The organism is Pseudoalteromonas sp. Angola-30, from assembly GCF_028599215.1.
GTDB lineage: Bacteria > Pseudomonadota > Gammaproteobacteria > Enterobacterales > Alteromonadaceae > Pseudoalteromonas > Pseudoalteromonas atlantica.
Window position 1 is genome coordinate 67,324 of the sequence record NZ_JAQREI010000015.1, and the last position, 19,579, is coordinate 86,902.

Annotated in this window: 17 protein-coding genes; 9 read left to right on the forward strand and 8 right to left on the reverse strand. The window is 41.1% G+C overall.

The genetic code is table 11. From position 1 onward, the window contains the following. Nucleotides 1–32 precede the first annotated feature (32 nt). The 4 genes from PSH54_RS16200 to PSH54_RS16215 form a co-directional block, all read right to left on the reverse strand. A complete protein-coding gene (locus PSH54_RS16200) occupies nucleotides 33–821 on the reverse strand; it encodes a PhzF family phenazine biosynthesis protein (protein ID WP_248463042.1) in 789 nt (262 codons plus the stop codon). A gap of 19 nt (nucleotides 822–840) precedes the next feature. After that, entirely contained in the window at nucleotides 841–1,314 is a 474-nt protein-coding gene (locus PSH54_RS16205) for a pilin (protein WP_138685056.1), read from the reverse strand. Continuing rightward, nucleotides 1,311–2,135: a hypothetical protein gene (locus PSH54_RS16210; protein WP_273606597.1), complete on the reverse strand. Its 825-nt coding sequence runs from the start codon at nucleotides 2,133–2,135 to the stop codon at nucleotides 1,311–1,313. Before PSH54_RS16210 ends, PSH54_RS16205 begins: the two co-directional genes overlap by 4 nt. A 71-nt stretch (nucleotides 2,136–2,206) precedes the next feature. Continuing rightward, nucleotides 2,207–2,821: a PQ-loop domain-containing transporter gene (locus tag PSH54_RS16215; RefSeq protein WP_029773076.1), complete on the reverse strand. Its 615-nt coding sequence runs from the start codon at nucleotides 2,819–2,821 to the stop codon at nucleotides 2,207–2,209. A 364-nt stretch (nucleotides 2,822–3,185) separates the two neighbouring features. Between PSH54_RS16215 and PSH54_RS16220 the strand changes: the two genes are divergently transcribed. Then, nucleotides 3,186–4,319, forward strand: a complete 1,134-nt coding sequence (locus PSH54_RS16220; protein WP_273606598.1) for a PepSY-associated TM helix domain-containing protein — start codon at nucleotides 3,186–3,188, stop codon at nucleotides 4,317–4,319. A 48-nt stretch (nucleotides 4,320–4,367) separates the two neighbouring features. Next, nucleotides 4,368–5,513, forward strand: a complete 1,146-nt coding sequence (locus tag PSH54_RS16225) for a tetratricopeptide repeat protein (protein WP_273606599.1) — start codon at nucleotides 4,368–4,370, stop codon at nucleotides 5,511–5,513. An 84-nt stretch (nucleotides 5,514–5,597) separates the two neighbouring features. Here PSH54_RS16225 and PSH54_RS16230 read toward each other — a convergent pair whose 3' ends face one another. The 4 genes from PSH54_RS16230 to PSH54_RS16245 all read right to left on the reverse strand — a co-directional run bounded on the left by PSH54_RS16230 (nucleotide 5,598) and on the right by PSH54_RS16245 (nucleotide 11,576). Beyond that, nucleotides 5,598–8,417 carry a TolB family protein gene (locus PSH54_RS16230; protein WP_273606600.1) on the reverse strand — a complete coding sequence of 940 codons (2,820 nt, stop codon included), beginning with the start codon at nucleotides 8,415–8,417 and terminating at the stop codon, nucleotides 5,598–5,600. Nucleotides 8,418–8,623: 206 nt separating this feature from the next. Beyond that, the gene (locus tag PSH54_RS16235; protein ID WP_273606601.1) at nucleotides 8,624–10,168 is read right to left on the reverse strand and encodes a PH domain-containing protein; all 1,545 of its coding nucleotides are present in this window, start codon (nucleotides 10,166–10,168) and stop codon (nucleotides 8,624–8,626) included. After that, on the reverse strand, nucleotides 10,161–10,694 hold the full coding sequence (locus PSH54_RS16240) for a PH domain-containing protein (RefSeq protein WP_055255437.1): 534 nt from the start codon (nucleotides 10,692–10,694) through the stop codon (nucleotides 10,161–10,163). The genes PSH54_RS16235 and PSH54_RS16240 overlap by 8 nt, the downstream gene beginning before the upstream one ends. A gap of 21 nt (nucleotides 10,695–10,715) precedes the next feature. Continuing rightward, the gene (locus tag PSH54_RS16245) at nucleotides 10,716–11,576 is read right to left on the reverse strand and encodes a D-hexose-6-phosphate mutarotase (RefSeq protein WP_273606602.1); all 861 of its coding nucleotides are present in this window, start codon (nucleotides 11,574–11,576) and stop codon (nucleotides 10,716–10,718) included. Between the two features lie 532 nt (nucleotides 11,577–12,108). On the opposite strand from PSH54_RS16245, the gene PSH54_RS16250 reads away from it, so the two are divergent. The 7 genes from PSH54_RS16250 to PSH54_RS16280 all read left to right on the forward strand — a co-directional run bounded on the left by PSH54_RS16250 (nucleotide 12,109) and on the right by PSH54_RS16280 (nucleotide 19,493). Further along, nucleotides 12,109–12,591: a MarR family winged helix-turn-helix transcriptional regulator gene (locus PSH54_RS16250; RefSeq protein ID WP_004586011.1), complete on the forward strand. Its 483-nt coding sequence runs from the start codon at nucleotides 12,109–12,111 to the stop codon at nucleotides 12,589–12,591. 102 nt (nucleotides 12,592–12,693) lie between these two features. Then, nucleotides 12,694–14,013, forward strand: coding sequence for a hypothetical protein (locus tag PSH54_RS16255; RefSeq protein WP_024033996.1), 1,320 nt, complete (start codon nucleotides 12,694–12,696; stop codon nucleotides 14,011–14,013). A 128-nt stretch (nucleotides 14,014–14,141) separates the two neighbouring features. After that, nucleotides 14,142–14,540: a YbaN family protein gene (locus PSH54_RS16260; protein WP_024033997.1), complete on the forward strand. Its 399-nt coding sequence runs from the start codon at nucleotides 14,142–14,144 to the stop codon at nucleotides 14,538–14,540. Between the two features lie 122 nt (nucleotides 14,541–14,662). After that, nucleotides 14,663–15,295, forward strand: coding sequence for a PepSY-associated TM helix domain-containing protein (locus tag PSH54_RS16265; RefSeq protein WP_273606603.1), 633 nt, complete (start codon nucleotides 14,663–14,665; stop codon nucleotides 15,293–15,295). Further along, nucleotides 15,295–15,804 carry a DUF2271 domain-containing protein gene (locus tag PSH54_RS16270; RefSeq protein WP_273606604.1) on the forward strand — a complete coding sequence of 170 codons (510 nt, stop codon included), beginning with the start codon at nucleotides 15,295–15,297 and terminating at the stop codon, nucleotides 15,802–15,804. Before PSH54_RS16265 ends, PSH54_RS16270 begins: the two co-directional genes overlap by 1 nt. Nucleotides 15,805–15,838: 34 nt before the next feature. After that, nucleotides 15,839–16,684 carry a DUF4198 domain-containing protein gene (locus tag PSH54_RS16275; RefSeq protein ID WP_004586016.1) on the forward strand — a complete coding sequence of 282 codons (846 nt, stop codon included), beginning with the start codon at nucleotides 15,839–15,841 and terminating at the stop codon, nucleotides 16,682–16,684. 280 nt (nucleotides 16,685–16,964) lie between these two features. Then, nucleotides 16,965–19,493 (forward strand): TonB-dependent receptor plug domain-containing protein, encoded by a 2,529-nt coding sequence (locus PSH54_RS16280; RefSeq protein WP_443197779.1) that lies wholly within the window; start codon nucleotides 16,965–16,967, stop codon nucleotides 19,491–19,493. Nucleotides 19,494–19,579: the final 86 nt, after the last annotated feature.

Sequence of the window (19,579 nt, forward strand, 5' to 3'; positions counted from 1 at the left end):
CAAACAGGCCACGTAATACGTGGCCTGTTAATTTATAAATAAATTGTGCCTTTTAAATACCGCACAGCGTTACCGGTTAAGGTCACTGTATTTTCGCCTACTTCGCATTGTATAAAACCACCACGGCTTGAAGCCTGATACGCGTTTAATTTATTTTTACCTAATTGCTGCGCCCAGTAAGGGGCAAGGCCGGTGTGAATAGAGCCCGTAACAAAGTCTTCTTCGCCACCACTTGCTGGCCAAAAATAACGAGACACAATATCGTACTCAGCAGAACTCGCTGTGGCGACCACATCAAGTGGATATAAGGTTTTTAACAAATCAGACTCAGTGGTTAAATCATGAATTTGTTGAGCATTTTCGTATATAGCAAAATAGGCTTGGCGGTTTTTAAGCACCTTAATTGGTTGTATAGACAACCCTTTCAATAGCGCATCGGGTATGGTTTGTACTTCATCTGGCGCTTGTTTAGGAAAGGTCATAGCAAAACTGCCATCGCTATTTTTATTAACAATAAGCTCCCCTACAGCCGCGGCGTTAAAGCGCACTTGGCTAAGGTTGTGCTGCTCGCATAAAACATACGCAGCAGCGAGCGTAGCGTGGCCGCAAAAATCTATTTCCATTAATGGCGAAAACCAACGTATTGCAAAACTGCCATCTGCCTGTGGGCAAGTAAACGCAGTTTCAGAAACATTATTTTCAGCGCCAATATTAAGCATTAACTCATCACTAAGCCACGACTCAAGCGGGATCACTGCCGCGTAATTGCCTTTAAATAACTCGCTGGTAAACGCATCAATTTGATGGATGGTGAGTTGCATAGGTTCCCCCCTAAATTAGTTATAAACAAGCCGAAGGTAATACATCTTTAGGTACTGTCGTTTTATTTTCACCCACAGCTTGCATCCCTACAACAGGTTCATCAAAACCGCATAACCATGCAATAGGACTTGTGGGGCTATTAGTAACGACTGCGGGTCTAAAAGTTAAAACTGTATTTTGTAAAGGCTGCGAGGCTTTATTCCCCAAGCTAATGTTAATTGCACCGTTTTCTATGGCAATACCTGTCACTCGATTTCCTATTAAATATTTACTTTCAGGCACATTTGCTTGTTTATTATTTTTAGGAAACTCTCTGTTTTCAATGTAATACGTAGTTACGTCTTCTCTAATTACTGCGGCCATAGCAAGCGGATCAACAAGTTCAGCTTTTTGCATATATTTACTGTATTGAGGTAAAGCAACAGCCGCCAAAATACCAATAATAGAAATTACGACCATCAATTCAATTAGCGTAAATCCTTTTGACTTCATAACACTTCTCCTAGCATAAAAATTGGTTGATAAGCCGCTTTCACAAATAAGTAAATTGACACAACAATGACTAATCCATACAGAATAACCAGCTTATTTATAAAGCCTTTAGCCTGCAAATTAAATTGTTCCAGCTGCTGCTCAAGTAACACTTTAAACTCTTCATGAGTTTCGTAGCCTAACGAATCACACTTAGCCAAATGTTTAGTTTCGACTATTGCGGCGTTTTCATCCTCTTTGAAATTTACCGCAAAGTTAAGCGTTGTCATTAGGCGATCGTATTTCTTAATTAAACTGCGGGGAAGTAAAGCTTTTGATAAACCAATAAAAGGCTGCGAGTCGGTTAAAGCGCATGCATTTTTAATTTTAAAAATTACTATAAAAATAATGCTTTGCAGTAAAACCAATAGAATAATTGGCACATACCAATAAGAAAAGTAATCACCTAAGGTGTGCGCGGAAGAAGCCATATGATTGCTATATATCTCTACAAATGTAGGAACAACAAAAGACTGATATAAAAGCGAAGAAAAAACATAAATAAAAAAAACAGCAGTTAAATAGCTAAAAATGCCTTTGTGCTCAAATTTATACCCGCTAACTAGCTGCGGTACACATTGATAATGCAGGGCTTGTTTTTGCAAAATATCTGCATCTTGCAGGGCAAATTTTGCTGCAAGGCAAGTGGCTAATTTACTGTCTGTATATTTATTAGCATAAACGGCTAAATACGATTGTGTGGTTAGCTCTTCTTTTTGTGCGGCACTTAATGTTTTAGAACTATAGACACGGCAAATGTAGCCAAACTGATTCCAATTCATACTTTATCCTTTTATTTGATAAAGTAACTTGCCACATATTTAGCACAATATAAATAGAAGACGATTGTTTTTTAAGCCATTGCGGGGCGCATTTTATAATATTGCATACATGCAAATTGCACGGCATTTGTAAGTAGTAGCATAACAAACATTAAAATATGCGAGGTGCTGGGCATAGCACTGCTTAGCTCTACAAATAAGCCACAGGTACCTGCTACAAACTGTAAGCTAAAGTAGCGGGCGCTTAAATTGCTAATATTGCCACTGCGTAAGGTTTTATACGTTTGCGGCATAACCCGCACTGAGCTCATTACCAGCCCTACGTATGTAAGGGCGTTGAGCACCGATGATGTTTCTAGGCTTTTATTTAAAAGCAATAAAAAAGGCAATAACGAAAAGCCAAGCATAGCCACAAGCTGTATACGTTCTGCTTTTGCGGCGTTATAGCGTGCAAAGTAATATAAAATTAAGCCACTTAGCGCCCCAGTTACAAAAAATGGTAAAGCAATAAAGTAGCGTTCAAAATAAATATTGTAGGTAATAAAGTAGAGGCTTTGCGCTAAACCAAAGGTCATCATTAATAGTGATAACCCCGACACACTGCGATTCTTTCTAATTTTGCTCAATAGCGGTAAAAAGCTAAAAACTAAAATAAAAGCCGACAAAATAGGTAGATAGTGCGCCAAAACAACCTCGTTCGTTACTTAAATGTTAATATAAAACCCACCTGAAACAATAAATAAACATATGTTTTTAAAAGGGTTTTAAAGTGAGCGCGCATTGTAATGATGAATACATTTTACTCAACAAATTAGCGTAAACCTATATTAGGCACTGGCAAGATAGCTGTACAAAAAGCGTTACTTTAAGTGAACACCTGGGCCGCTTTGCATTTAAAAGTTACCAACCTTACACCTCAGCTTAAACGCATTTTACTCTAGAGATCGGCTCGCTCTAAAACAATTATTGTGCATTCATCGCACAACTATGAAATAGAACTGATAATTGTTATCATACGCAGGTCCGTGGCAATTACACAAAAAATAAACTATGAGAAAAACACTTTTTAAAATTCACAGCTGGGTAGCCCTTATAGCGCTTATTCCGCTGCTTGTTATCAGTATAACTGGTAGCGTTTTGGTATTTAAAAGCGAGATTGACGGCTTACTAATGCCAGACAGTCACTTTGTTGTACAACAACAAGCCAACCGCTTACCTATTGATACACTTATAACAAAAACTCAAAAAACCTACCCTGAGTATGTTGTTGGTAGCTGGGAAATATTTAACGATGATACTGCTGATCGGGTTTATTTAATTAAACGCGGTACAGAGGACTGGTATAAATTTCATTTAGATCAATACACGGGCAATATTTTATCGGAGCCAGTAGGCACTAGCCATTACTTTACCGACTGGTTTTTAGACTTACATTACACCTTTTTACTTAACGATTTAAAAAGCTTACCAGGGCAAACTGGCACTGTTTTAGGGTTCTTTTTTGCGGTGTTTTTTTTAGTACTGGGTATTACAGGTCTTATTATTTATCGTAAGTTTTGGCAGCGGTTATTTAGTGTACGCTGGCGCGCCACACTGCAAATAGTGCTTAGCGACATTCATAAAATGACCGGTGTAATTGGCTCGCCAATTATTATAATTTTAGCCATCACCGGCGGCTACTTTAATGGCGCGGTGTGGTATCACGAAGTAATTGAACACGCAGAAGAAGAGCACTTTGTATTAACTAAAAATTTATACAATGAAGAGATTTCTTTTCAGCAGGTACTTGATGACAGCCAAAAGCAAATACCCACCTTTAATGGTACGTTTTTAGTAATGCCGCTTGAGCCAGACGAAAACATAACGTTATTTGGTGAGGTTGATACCAGCAACCCGCTTGCCAGTGAATATGCCAATACCGTGACTTATAATAAGCTAACGGGCGAGCATATGGCTAACTGGGACATTCGCGAAGTGGGTGTAGGTTGGCAAGTAATTGATAGCTTTAGAAAGCTACACTTTGGTTATTTTGCAGGGCTCATTAGTAAAATAATTTGGTGTGTTATTGGTTTAAGCCCAGTTTGGCTTGGCGGTACTGGCTTTTATTTATGGTTTACTCGCCGTAAGCGTAAAAAACAGTCTCAAAAAAACCGCTTAAGTAAACACCGCACTGTAAGTGCTTGATTAAAAAATCACCTCACTGTAATGTTAAAAATCACAGTGAGGTGATATATGAAATATTTAGTTTTTACACTTAGCTTATTGCTAGCTGCTTGCAGTAGTACCCCGCCTGAAGCGCCAATTAAAAAAGTACAACTTACCCATATAATAAATCACTCGCTTTTCGAGCAGGTTAAAACACCTAGCGAGCACAGTATTTTTGAGCTGTCGGAGCCTGAAAAAAGCGCGTTTTTAACCTACGCACACTCGCGTTTAAACAATGTACGCGCTGATGAAATTATTTTTAATTACCTGCAAAACCAGCTCACCAACTTTAAGTATGATGGCGCCACCCTCACAGCCCAACAATCGATTGAACGCTCAGAAGGTAACTGCATTAGTTTAGCCATACTAACGCAAAGCTATGCGCAGCTTTTAAACCTCGAAACCAGCTTTCAAGAAATGACGAGCGAACCTGTGTATGCCAAAGAAGGCAATGTAATTTATGTTGCTAACCACTTTAGAACGAAAATTTACGCCCCAAAAAAAGAAACAGATGAAGATATTATTGTAATAATTCGCGCAGGCACGTTAATTGATTACTTCCCCACCCGCGGCAGCTTTTATTCAGGCAGCGCTACGTATAACGATTTACTCTCTAATTTTTATAGCAACTTAGCCGCTACGGCACTAGCCGAAAACAACCTTAATAAGGCTTACTCTTTAATTATGCAAGCCAACCGCTTTACGCCAAACGATGCAGAACTATTTAATATAGCCGGCGTGCTGCACCGCCGTGCAGGCGATTTAAAAAGCGCTCACATGATTTACCAAACCGCGCTTGATAGAAACGATATAAGTATAAATTTAATTAATAACTATCGAATATTAGCAAAAGAGCTGGGAGATAAAACACTAGAAAAACGCCTAACAAGCCAGCTTGTTGATAAAGAAAAAGATCCCTACGAGCTACTCGTTATTGCTAAAAATAACTTACATCAGGGCAAGGTCACTCAAGCTAAAAAACAACTCGAACTCGCCATTGCAAAAGCCCCTTATATATCGGAGCTCTATTTAGAGCTGGCTAAAATTCGCTACCAACAAGGTAACACAGCGCAAACACAAAGTTTGCTTGAAAAAGCCATCCAGTATGAGCGCAATAAAGAAAGGCTAAACGTATATCAAGCTAAGCTTGCGTCGCTAAACAAGCACAATTAATCATCTTTATTTTAAATTAGTTTAAACGCGGCTTTTGCTAATGCACTTATTACACAAGTGCATTAGCGTGTTATAGCAATTTACTTAAAGCGAGTAGTAAAAGCTCAACCAGCCGCGCATTTCATCCTCAAAGCTATCGCCCTCTACGCGGGATAATCCCATATTAAAGGTTAAATCGTTCACACCGACTGGGCCTAATCCAAAGCTAAAATTGCCTTGATATTTTAAACCATAACTTTGTGCGTATACCGCATCATCTACCTGGTGCTGTTTGTAATAAAGCCATGGCATGCCTTCTTTAAAGCTAAAACCACCGCCATAACCCATGTAGCGCTCAGCAGTTGTGCTATAAAATGGCAGCTCTGATGAAAGCACAAACTCACTATTTTGGTGCTCGCTAATTAGGTTTGAGCTAAATCCGCCTAGCGCTAAGCTGCTATCATCGCGCTGCTTTTGAGTAAAATTAATATAAAGCGGCACATCAAACGCTTTACCAAATACTTTGGCCGCTAAATCGTAGCCATCCCAATTATTTTTTTTACTGCTGCCATCGTAATACTGGGCATTAACACTTTGCCCTATAGCAAATGCTTGGCGGTCGTACTGCCAGCTTTGTGTAATGCCTATGCGTGCCCATTTATTATAGTCTTGCTTATAATCGGTATAGTTATAAGCCAGCTCTGGCGTTATGCTAAACGCCGCGTATTTAATCGGGTAACTTAAGGCTGCAAAACCACCTCGTGCAGATACTTCTGCATTTTCGCTCGCTTGGTATTGTTTTGCGGTATTTAAATCATAATCAAATACACTCAATTTAAGCTTAACTGGCAGTGCATTATATTTTGCTTGGGCGTATCCGCCATGCAAAGCATCATCATTTAGATCAACACTATAGCCCGCTTGAAGGTCTAACTGTTTAAGTAAGTCACTACTTTTAATATTTATATTTAAAGCACTTGAAGCGGCCGAGTAATACTGTGCGCCAAGCGCTAGGCTCGCACGCTGATCAAGCACATCGTAGCTGCTTTGTTTACCTACATTTTCGCTATATATTTTTGCTTTAGGCAAAGTGTACTGATCAACCAAAAGCAATGGCGCGCTATTATCAAGTGCTAAATCAGTGACTATTTCACCCTCTACCGTACTCGGTAGTTGCTTTACATTAGGCCCATCAGCAGTAATAGATAAATAAAGTAATGCCCCTTCGTTTGTTTCTAGCGGGTGGGCAACGGCTTCTTGGCCCTGAGTAAGTTTAGTTAATGTGCTACTTGTAATATGGTAGCTATAAATATCGGTTGAGCCTTTTAAGCCGGCTACAAAGTAAATTTTTTCTCCGTTTTTACTAAAGCTGGGTTGGCTTAGGTATTGGTACCCGTTTGGCATAGGCACGGCTTGGCGAGTATTATTGGCAACATCTTGTATATACAATTGCCAATTCTCATTTAAATTGGCTGATACATAAGCTAATTGGGTTTCATCAGGGCTAAAAGTTGGGTAGTCGTAAGCTGTTTTTAAGCTTTTAGTAAATAAAGGGGTAATGGTTTGCGTTGTTAAGTCTACTTTTACTAATTCTGAGTAGCCACCACGTACTTGCTCGGCGTAAAGGGTTTCTCCATTGTTTGTAACACTAAAGCGGCGTAAGCCAGCAAGTTTAGTTAACTGCTCAACTTTTCCGGTTTCGGTGTTATAACTAAAAATATCAGACACTTTGTTATAAATACCCGTCTCTTCACGTGTATAAGCATTAAAGTAAAGTGTACTGTTATTTACCCATTGTGGATTAGCAATTCCCGCTCTGTTTATTTGATTTAATACGTGCTTTTTCTCACGTTTAAATACACTCGGGGCGTTATCGGGTATATCCAATGCATCGTTTTCTAATAGCGCTTTTTGTGCTTTTGTAAATTCATCTTCAGCTTTAGTATTATCCTGCGTGCTATAAATAATAAGCTTGGTTTTTTTATCTTTATCGCGCTCAACAATCGCAAGTTTACTGCCATCTTTTGAAAGCGCAGGGTTGCTTGCATATAAGTTAAGCTTTAACCACAGCTCGCTGTTAAGCGCAGGCTCTGACTGCTCTTTTGCCATCGCTTTATAAGTATATTGTGCAATAAAGCGGCCATATAACTTAGCCGCACTTTGGCCAAATATCCCAGTAAAGGCCTCGTTAAAATCACGCTTTTTAACTGCCTGCATACGTGTCCAAACAGCATCGAGCATTTGCGCTGAATAAGTTTGCTCTAGCCAATTTAAAAACCGGCTGCCCATTAAATACGCCATAGAGCCAGCCATAAAACCGCCCTCTGTATCGCTTAGCTGGCTATAGCTAGGCAATGCCCCCTGCTGGGCAAACTCAATGAGCATTGACTCAGTGTAGTTATCAAATAATCGCCCTCGGCCCGTCATTTTTGACTCAAGTAAGGTTGCATAACCTTCGGCTACCCAGCGCGGCATATCACTGTAAGTTAAGTCGTAAATATCCCACACACCCCGTATTTTTTGCTGCCACGTGTTGCGTGTGGGCTGCGCTAAATGCACTAAGTGAATATATTCGTGTAATATCAGTAATTGCTGCCAGCCACTAATGTTAGAAACCACCGTATCTGATTGTGGGGGCGTGGTAAAAAGGGCCATTAAAGGATTATTAGAAGTAGGTAAAGCAAAGCCGTTGGGCGCATTTAGGGGATCAAACACCACCACATCAACTACTTTATCGAGCGCTCGGTTTTGCTGCTCAAGCACTTTCCTGCGTACTATTTCAAGTTCGACCGCTGTCGATTTAGCATAATCGGCGTTTTCGGTGCTGTAATGCACATTAAAGTGCTCGGTATAAATAGTTTGCCAATCAGCAGCTAAGGTAGGTGTGGCTAATAACAAAGAGGCAGCGATGAGTGATTTTTTCATAATAATCCTTTAAATGATTGATACCACTTAGAGTATTATTAAACCAACTAATGTTGCAGTAAAAAAATGTAACAAAGCTTATGAAAGTGTATAATTTATAAGCTTTTAAATTAAGCAATGCCTTGTTTTACATGAAAGATTAATAACGCCGTTAACGCTTTATTTGGCAACCTAAAAAGGCTAAGTATGTAAGTCGATTGGTATAATTACATCCAGTTACGCTGCGTTGACTCTGCCTGATAAAGAGTAAAATCAATTATGTAATCAGCATCTTGCTGCTTTATATAGGGCATAAAGGCAAACCCTGATGCAAGTTGTATATACAGGCTTTTAAGCCCTGCGCGGCGCATAAAGTAGGTACTAATACTGCGTGCACTTTGCGCTTTATACAGTTCAAACACACGATAATGCACCCCTATCATACCTTTGCGTACCACCATGTAAAAACGGCCGTTGTCTTCATGCAAATAATAGCCATAACGCTGATAAGCAAGCGTTACTAATCCCGCTAAAATAAGTAATACTCCCAAGCTAAGCCAGGCATTAAAGTCGCCTAAATAACAACCTAACAGCACAATAGCGCTTGGAATTAAGGCATAAAAGCTCAAGTTTTTATAAAGTAAGGCACGTTCTGCGCCGTTAAACTGCAATTTTTTGCTATTAAACCACGGGTAAATCCATTGGCAAACGCTATCTACTTGCTCGCTATTTAAAACGGGTAACACTAAGGTTTGTTTATTTTTTTTAGCAGCCACGCCCGCCGCTATACCCCCGCTACTAGCTTGTAAGCACTCAACGGTAAAACGCTTTAGTAACCGCCCCATTAGGTTTTGTTTTATAACTATAGATTGCACTTTATCCATGCTCATAGACAACTGATGGCGCTCTAATAAGCCGGCAATACGTTTAAATTTTTGGCCTTTAAAGTAAAGCTCAAAGTTATAAAAACGAATAAGCGACATACCTACCGACAACATCACAGCCGTTAAAACAAGCAAAGCAATAAGCGTTATCATGGCAAAGGTTGCAGCACTTGCCAGTAAACCAAGCTCTTGCTGATAAAACCCCTCTACCTTAGCAATAATTTGCTGCTCTAAAAAATCAACCAACACATTTATAAAAGGCGCAATAGCGGCCATTGCTAATATAGCCATATTAGACATTAAGCCAAATTTAGCGATTTCTTTATTACTGATACGTAAGCTATTTTCTGCTTCAAAATGCTCGCTGGAGGGTGTTTGCTCGTCGGGTTGCTGCTGCGCTTTAAAGGCAAAAATTTGTTTACGCATTTGCTGTGCATAGGCTTTGGTAACACCTGGCAATACCGCCTCTTGGGTTACGCTGCCTGCGGCATCAAAAATACAATTAACCAAATTAACGGGCGTAAAATAAAAGGGCTCAGCAATATTAACGTTTTGCACGCGCGAAAATTTTAGCGTTAGGCGCTCTTTTTTAAACACCCCTTTGTTAAGCAAAATTTCGTGATCGTTGCTAATGCAAAACTTAAAATTTATGTAATATAAAATTGAATATATTAGCAGTGTCACTAACGCAATAGCACCTGCAACTTGCGCCCAAAACAGCTTGTTTTCTACTTGTGTTACAAACACCACAAGCATAGGCAGCAGGTTTAAAAGCCCGTCTTTTACAAAGCGCACACTAAAATACACCACAAAATACAACACCGCCCAAGGCGATACTTTTTGCCAATGTAGTGAGCTACTTTGCTCCTCGCTAATGGTATTACTCATTTGCTAATTCAACCTGCGCGGGTGTGCCGTCTTGGCGATAATTTTGTACAAATTGGCGTATGTTTTTGCACTGCTCGTGGGTTAAGCCACTTATTTGTAAATCAGCACTGACCCCGCCGGCACTAAATAACTTTAAACTGGCTAACTTTAGTTTTCGCTCAATGGGGCCTTGGTGAATTTCCATATGCTGTACGCGCGCGAGGGGCAAAATAGTTATTTGCTGCCAAATAACCCCTTTTTTAAACGCAATATCGTGATTGCGCAGTGCAAAGCCCTGCAGCTTAATACTCAGGGCGTTATAAAGCATTGAAATCAATATTAAAATAGGCACGCCTATCAGCAAGTAGGTTTGTGCTTTGTTAGCAAACGCTTCGTTAAAGTAACAAACAGCAAACAGTACCGCGCAAAAAGGAATGTAAAACGCCAGCCAATTAAGTTGCACGTGCAGTAACGCTTTATCGGCCAAGGGGTTGAGCTGTATTTCGCTATGCTTTGGTAAATCCATTACTTGCTGATTATCAAACACGATTTTAAGTACCTTTCCTATTTACTGACTGTTAGCCCAGCTGATTGTTGTAACTAACGTATGGCTTTGTTTAGGCTCAAGTGTCACGCTATCTTCTAACACATTGGCGGCTTCTAAACACACCATGCTCAGGTATTCATCGTCAGCAAAATTAGATAAACGCTTAGATTTTTCTATCCATGGGTTCCACAGCACACACGAGCTTGAGTTCTCGCGGCTTACATTAATAATCCCATCAGGGGTGTGAATGTGTTGCTGCTTAGCGGCCTGGGTATAAACCATATCGGTTTCGCGGGTAAACTCCACTGGGGCATTTTGCGCAAACGGCCCTTCGCCAAACTCAATGTATTGCGCGCCTTGTAAACCTTCTACATGGGTGTGTTTTATATCTGAGGTAGGAAAATAGCTGTGCAAAGCCTGCGTATAACTAAAAGGGCTATTACTTAAATTAGTGGTTGTTAAACGCACCTGTAATTGCTCGCTCAAAACAAACTCAACCTTTAACGCCGATTGGTGCGGCCAATACGTTGGGTTAACTAATTTCATGGGTAAGTTTAAGCTAATTGTAATGTGCTCATCATCTTCATGCACAGCATCAGCTTGCCATAAACTGGTACGTGCAAAGCCATGCGCTGGCCAATCTTGATTTTCATGATTACCAAACCAAGGCCAACAAATAGGAATACCACCGCGAATGCTCACCCCTTCTTCACACGTCTCATTTTTAGAGACCCAAATAAGTGGCTTGTTATTTTTTGGGATGAACTCGGTAATTTGCCCGCCTTGCAAAAATATTTTTGCATCACACTTTGAGCTCGCAACTTTTATAAACTCTAGGCCGGTTTCGCTTTGTTCAATGCTAACTGATGGCGATAATTTCATGTTTTTCCCTACAATGCTGATATTAAAGATTTTTAACATGTGCATATAAACAATAATGCATGTGCAAAGTATACGCTATACTCACTAAACATTGCGTGCATAATTTGTTCATTGGCGATTAATACATACACAGCTAACTTACAAACAATTACCAATTAATAACAGCTGTTATAAATAACACTAATGCGTATAAATAATGGCCATGCTTTAAGGCAGTAAAACCGCGGCTAAGCTTAGGCAAACGCATGTTAAATTTATTAAGGTATTAATGCAGGTGGGTATAATACTAAAGTCTAAACCATAAGACTTGCCAATTATTCACAACATACGTAGTGTGCGCACCACAATGCAAACAATATGCTAATAACATTTAATAAGTTTTAAACAAAATTATACTATTTTAGTTTCTGCTCAAACTAATAAAAACCAATAAACATGGGCTCAAGCTTAATTTATTATTTGAATTCAATTTATTTGATGTGTAACATTTCGCGATTACGGCACACCTTTGGCCCATCGACGAGATAAGCAAATGCAAAAATATGACGAATTATTAGTTTCTTTACGTAAAGTAATCCGCGCGATTGACTTACATTCTAAGCAGCTAAATAAAACATCAGGTTTAACAGGCCCACAATTGCTTATAATGCAAGAAGTAGCGCACACCGATGGAATAACAGCAAGCCGTATCGCTCAGAATGTTAACTTAAGCCCGGCTACTGTAACTAATATTCTTGATAGAATAGAAAGCAGAAACCTTGTAACACGCGTTCGTAGTCAAATGGATAAACGCCGAGTGAGCTTATACCTCACCGAGCAAGGGAAAGAGTTACTAGAAAAAGCACCTCAGCCACTGCAAGAACACTTTATTGAAAAGTTTTCTGCACTTGCAGAGTGGGAGCAAAGTTTATTGCTTTCATCTATGCAACGCGTTGCAGCAATGATGGATGCTGATAAGTTAGACGCATCACCTCTGTTAGAGGTAGGCGCGTTAACTCAAACACCAAATAAATAAAAAAAATAAAAAATAAATTTAAATTAGTTCTTACATCATTCGTAAGGGGCCTTTGGGCACCTTGAATTTTTTTATTTTTTAATCAAAACCTGAGCATCAACAATGACTAAACTCTCAAAATTAACGCTAGCACTAATGCTTGGCGGTGCAGCAAGCACTGCTCATGCAGCCGATCTCGACACACTACAAAGCCAATTAAAGCAGCTTAAGCAACAAATGCAGTTGCTTGAACAGCAGCTTGCTGATGAAAAATCAAAGCAAAGCCAAATCAACAAGCAACACGAACAACAAGTTGCCGAGATCAGTAAAAAGGCCGACAACAAAGAAGTTGTTGTTGCCGCAGCTGCGCCTGAACAAGAAGATGAAGGCATTAAAATTGGCGGTGCCGTACGTTTTAACTACAGCACAAACACCTACGATGAAGACACGCAAGACCGTGGCGGCGATTTAGACTTTGAAGTATTTCGCCTTAACTTATCGGGTGAAATTAGCGATATTTCTGTAAATGGTGATTTTCGTTTTTACGATTACATGACCATTGTTAAGTATGCATACTTAGGTTACGAATTTACAGATGGCTGGGAAGCGCAAGCCGGTATTGCACCTGTACCGTTTGGTAACGGCCCATACAACTCACACAGCTACTTTTTTAGCACCAACTACTACGTTGGCCTAGAAGATGACTTTGATTTAGGTGTGACAGTAAACCGTAAACTTAAAGACAACTGGAAACTAGACCTCGGCTTTTTCAAAAATGATGAAGTAGGCGGCGTTGATGGCAGCTCAGAAGTTAACGAACGTTACTCTTACGATATTGTTGGTAGCCGTGCAACAACCGAAGGCACCTACGACGCACCAGGTTCGCGCCTTGGTGAGTACAATACTTTTGCTGGCCGTACAGTGTATCAAATTGAGCACAGTGAAAACGCTAAAACCGATATTGGCGTATCACTACTAAGCGGTGGTTTGCACGACGGTAACGACCGTGCAGGTAACTACGGCGCATGGGCGTTTCATGTAAATAGCCAAATTAATAACTGGAATATTCAATTTCAGCACGGCGAGTACGACTACGACCTAGACGACAACAGCAACCGCTTTGTAGTTGGCGCGTTTGATTACTACGATACCGTATCAAGCGAAGCAACCATGACCAACTTTAACGTAGCTTACGACCTATCGCTTGATTGGGGCCCAGTAACAGGCGTTCAATTTTACAACGATTACGGCATTATTTACGACAAGTCTGACGACAGCCCAGATACGTGGATGAACGTAACAGGCATGAGCGTATCGGCCGGTGCATTATTTACTTACTTTGACTTTATTCAAGCACGTAACCAGCCATTTATTGGTGGCTCTGTTGCAGGTGATGGCGACACAGAACGTCGCTTTAACATCAACGTAGGTTACTACTTCTAAATAAGTAACACATATTTAGTATGTTAAAAGGGCAAACTTAGTTTGCCCTTTTTTGCGTTTATAGGGTTCGATTTTATAACTATTTGGCCTACAATCCTAACTAACAGCCATTACTTAAAAGAGCCTAAGTGAATATAAAAGCAGTATTTATTTGTTATAAAAACTTATGGCTTAAAGCACTTGGGTTATTATTAGTGGCTCTTGGCATTATTGGTATTGTGCTGCCGGTTATGCCTACCACCATTTTTTTTATTCTTGCGCTTACCTGCTTTACTCGCTCATCACCAGCGCTTGAACACTGGCTACTTAACCACCCTCGTTACGGCGTTACCTTACAACAATGGCAAGCGCATAAAGTAGTGCCTGTAAAAGCAAAATGCTACGCCGCGATTGGTATGCTTATTGGTTTTGTATTTTTGCTTTACTCAAACGCCCCTGTTTGGGTTATTTACCTTGTTGGCGTAATTGAAATAGCCGTTATGATTTACCTAATTTTAAGGCCCTCGCACCCACCAAGCGCTAAATAACCGCCCTTTTTTGCATGCACACACCGTTTAGCCAAAAATTTAATGTAAAGTTAAGTAAGTAAATTTGTAATAGTTAATGCAAATGATTATCATGTTCTAAATTTAATTTAATTACTGTTTTTATGGCGTTTATTAATAAGCGGGCTTTGTACAGCACAAGCCGTGCGCTCCATATTTATATTTCTACAGCTTTGTTTTTTTTGCTTATTTTATTTTGCGTTAGCGGCATTGTACTTAACCATGTTGATTGGCTTAAAAACGACAAAAACAACGGCCAAGTAAGCACCACTATTCCTCAAGCGTTAATGGCTAAAGCGAATACTCAACTAGATACATTACCCACCCTCTACCCAGACATAGAAGCGTTTTTTGCCGAGCAATACGCGCTCACTAAAGTTAAAAGCATTGAGTGGGAAAAAGAAGACGCGCTGGTTATGCTCGACTACCCACTACCGGCAGGTTTTGCTTACGCAGAGCTTGATTTTACAACCGGTGAGCTAAACCTAGATTACCAAACCGGTGGCTTTTTAAGCCTGATTGGCGATTTACACAAAGGCCGCCACAGTGGCGCCGTGTGGAGCTGGGTTATTGATATTTCAGCGGTATTGATGATTATTTTTTCAATCACCGGGATGATTATTTTATTTCAAAACAGAAAAAAACGCTTAGCAGGAATATGGATAACCGTTTTAGGCATAGCAACGCCTTTGGTTATTTATTTATGTTGGGTGCCACAAATTAAAGGAGTGTCTTAATGTTAAAAGTAAGTACGGTACTAAGTGCAGCACTATTAATGGTTGCCGCATTATTTCAAACAACTGCGCAGGCACAAACGCCGCAGCTAGAGATTGAATTAACTCTACCCGATCTTGATGTACAACCTTACCATCGCCCATACGTAGCTGTTTGGCTAGAAACGCCAAAGCGTAAACACGTAACGACGCTTGCGCTATGGGTTCAAAAAGCAGAATGGTTTAAAGATTTGCGCCAATGGTGGCGTAAAGCAGGTAAAACCGGCATTAACTTTGACGGCATAAGTGGTGCAACTAAGCGTGCAGGTACTTACACCATTGATTGGCAAGGTAAAGATTTAGACGGCAATGCCGTAAAGCCTGGCAAATACCTTTTAAACATTGAGGTTGTGCGCGAAGAAGGCGGCCGTGATTACAGCCGCGTAGAGCTTGATTTATCGCAAGCTGGCAAAGTGACCATTGAAGGTAAAAAAGAATTTTCGACAAGTTTTGTAACCGTAAGCACTAAGTAGCTGCTACTTAATCATTTGAATTTAAGGAAATACAATGAAAATTAATTTATTAAAAACGGCTTTAATTGGCGCACTTAGCTTATCGGCGCTGGTATCTACATCGGCAAGTGCACATGGGCGCTGGTTATTACCTTCGCACACGTCATTATCTGGCGACAAAGCGCACTACGTAATGATTGACGCGAGTATTTCTAACGAAATATTTGCACCCGACAAAGCCTTTAAGCCAAAAGAAAAAGGCGCAGAGTACGACGACACACTACTTATGGCCCTTGCACCAAACGGCGAAGAAGTATCTGAGACCATTCGTGCTTATTACCTAAAGCGTAAAAGCTCAGCGGCGGTAAGCCTAAAAGAAGAAGGTACTTACCACATTGCCATGACGCAAAAGCCAATGTACATGACCTTCTACAAAAACGAAGAAGGTAAGCGCCAGCGCGTATTTGGTAAAAAGTCAGAAGCTAAATTACCAAGCAATGCAAAAGATGTAACCACAACTAAAGTTATATCTACAGTAGATACATTTGTAAGCCGTAACGGTACTTCTAAGCCTGCACAACTTGGCTTAGGCCTTGAGCTTAGCGGCCCAACGCATCCAAACGATTTATTTGTTGGCGAGCAAGCGCGTTTTCAGTTACTACAAGATGGCAAGCCAGCGGGCGAAGGCATTGAAGTAAGCATTTTAAAAGGCGATACACGCTACCGTAACGAACGTGGGGAAATAAAAGTAACAACCGATAAAAACGGCATGTTTAGCACAACCTGGAAAGAGCCAGGCCTATACCTAATCGAAACCTCTAACAAAGTTAAAGTAAACGAAGAAGGCGTAGATGCCGGTCGTTATGCTTTATTCACGACGTTAGAAGTAGCACCTGAATAATTTTTTGCGTAATTTATAAAATAAATAAAGGCCAAGCACTCGCGTGGCCTTTTTACTTTTTAATAACTTTTACTCACACTCCCCTTGAATTCGCAACCATTCGACACAAGATTGCAACTCGAGCGATCTAAACGTCTATAGCGGGCGTAAACTGTCATTTTAGTTGTTAACAACTTAGAATAACTTAGACAGTTTTTATCTTTGCACACAGGTAGTGCCTTCTATATTATGCGCTCCTTTGAAAAATCAATAGTCAGCAGCCCTTAAGGGAATCAACATCATGTTAAAGCAATTATCAGCCAAAAAAGTAGCACTTAGCCTGGCCGTTACCTCTGCGCTTGGCGCGTCTTATTCTCCTGCATTTGCTGCAGAACAAGACACTCAAGCACAAGAAAGTATTGAAGTGATTTCGGTTACCGGTACCCGCAGAAGCCTGCGCAGTATTGCCGAAAGTACCGTACCTGTAGATATTATTACCAGCGGTGATATGCAAAGCACGGGTCAACTAGAAATTAGCCAAATACTGGCCAACCAAGTACCTAGCTTTAACTACCCAAGCGCCACCATGGGTGATGGTACAGACCACGCTAAACCGGCTGTATTACGTGGTTTAGCACCCGATCACACCCTAGTGCTTATTAATGGCAAACGCCGCCACGCTGGCGCGCTATTAAACTTAGCGGGTGTTGTTGGCCGTGGTTCTACCGCTGTTGACTTAAACATGATCCCAACTTCAGCCATTAAACGCGTAGAAGTACTACGTGATGGCGCAGCAGCGCAATACGGCTCAGACGCCATTGCCGGTGTAATTAACATTGTACTTAAAGATGCCTCAGAAGGGGGCAGCGTAAGCGTAACCTACGGCGAGTACGACACCCAAATGGCTGGCGTACCTCAGCTAGAAAGCACCTACGCAGATGCCGATGGCAACCTTGCCTTTAATACCGGTGCCGACCGCGAAGTAAACGACGGCGCAAGTCGTACAATTAGCGCAAACTCTGGTTTTGAGCTTTTAGATAACGGCTTTGTGAACGTATCAATTGAGTATCGTGATAACGACTCTACGCAGCGCTCAGGCTTTGACCCGCGCGAGCAATACGACCGCTTAGAAGATGGCAGCCTAGACCCACGCGAATTTACCATCGACCGTTACAACCACCGCTTTGGTAAAGCAGAGCTTGAAGACTACGCACTGTTTTACAACATGGGTTACGACTTTGATAACGGCTATAACCTGTACTCGTTTGGTAGCTACTCAAAACGCGAAGGTAACTCAGGTGGTTTTTACCGCCGTGCAAAAGACAGCCGCAACGTTTTAGAAGTGTATCCGGATGGCTTTTTACCGCAAATTGAAACCGACGTACAAGATTACTCATTTGCCCTAGGCCTGCAAGGCGAAGCTGGCGAATGGACATGGGATGTAAGTACCAACTACGGCCGCAACGACTTTGGCTTTGGGGTTGTAAATAGTATAAATACATCTCTAGGTGCCGACAGCCCAACCGAATTTGACAACGGTGCATTGGTTTACGATCAGTTTTTAGTAAATGCTACGGCAAATACAGTGCTAGATTTTGGCTTGCCAGATGACGTATTTTTTACTGTAGGTGCAGAGTACCGCCACGAAAGCTACAAAATTGAGCAAGGCGAAGAAGCCTCTTACATTACCGCTTTAGATAGCGATGGCAATCCAATTGCTGCCGGTGGCGCACAAGTATTAGCTGGTTTTGGCCCAGAAAGCGTAACCGACGAAAGCCGCCATAACGTAGCCGTATTTGTTGAGTTTGATACTTACCTAACAGAAGACTGGAACCTTGTTTTAGCGGGTCGCTACGAAGATTACACCGACTTTGGCGATACGTTTACATCAAAGCTTGCGTCGCGTTACAGCATTAACGAAAACCTATCATTGCGTGGTGCAATTAGCACAGGTTTCCGTGCGCCATCACTTGCGCAAAGCTCGTACCGCCAAATCTCTACCGTACTTGAGAACAACCAACCGTTTGAAGTAGGTTTATTCCCTACCGATTCAGCGGCAGCGCAGGCACTTGGTGCTGAACAACTAGATGCCGAAGAATCAGTCAACGTAACGGCAGGCTTTATGTACACACAAGGCAGCTTTAGCCTAACTGTAGATGCCTACCGCATTGATATTGATGACCGTATTGTATTGTCTGAAAACCTAGAGGGCGATGCTGTAGTAGAAATACTGCAAAATGCCGGCGAGCTAAACACAGAAAGCGTACGTTACTTTACTAACGCTATCGACTCGCGCACGCAAGGTGTTGATATTGTTGCTACCTACAACTTAGATTTAAGCGATTTAGGTGACTTACGTTTAAACGTAGCGGCTAACTTTAACGATACCGAAGTAACACATGTAGATGACAACCCAAGCGAGTTAAACTCACTAGGCGATGACTACGTGGTATTTGCGCGCCGCGAAGTAGGCCGCTTTGAAGAAGGCACGCCAGATAGCAAATGGAACCTATCAGCAGTGTGGAACTTTAACGAATGGCAAACCACCCTTCGTGCAACGCGCTACGGTGAAGTGGCTGATATTTCAACTACCGCCGATCGCGATGAGTACATAGACCCTAAATGGATCACCGACCTAGAAGTAGCCTACCGTCCAGACGAATACTGGAAATTTGCAGTAGGTGCAAACAACTTGTTCGATCAGTACCCACAAGCAACGGTAGATAACATTGGTTACTCTGACTTTGGCCAAATATTTCCGTACACGCCATATGCACCGTACGGATTAGACGGGCGTTTCCTATACGGTAATATTACTTACAGCTTTTAATAAATAACCTAAAAGCAAACACTTAAAAAGGATGCCATGTGCATCCTTTTTTAATTACTTCTTAGTGTATTTAACCACTTATTAGT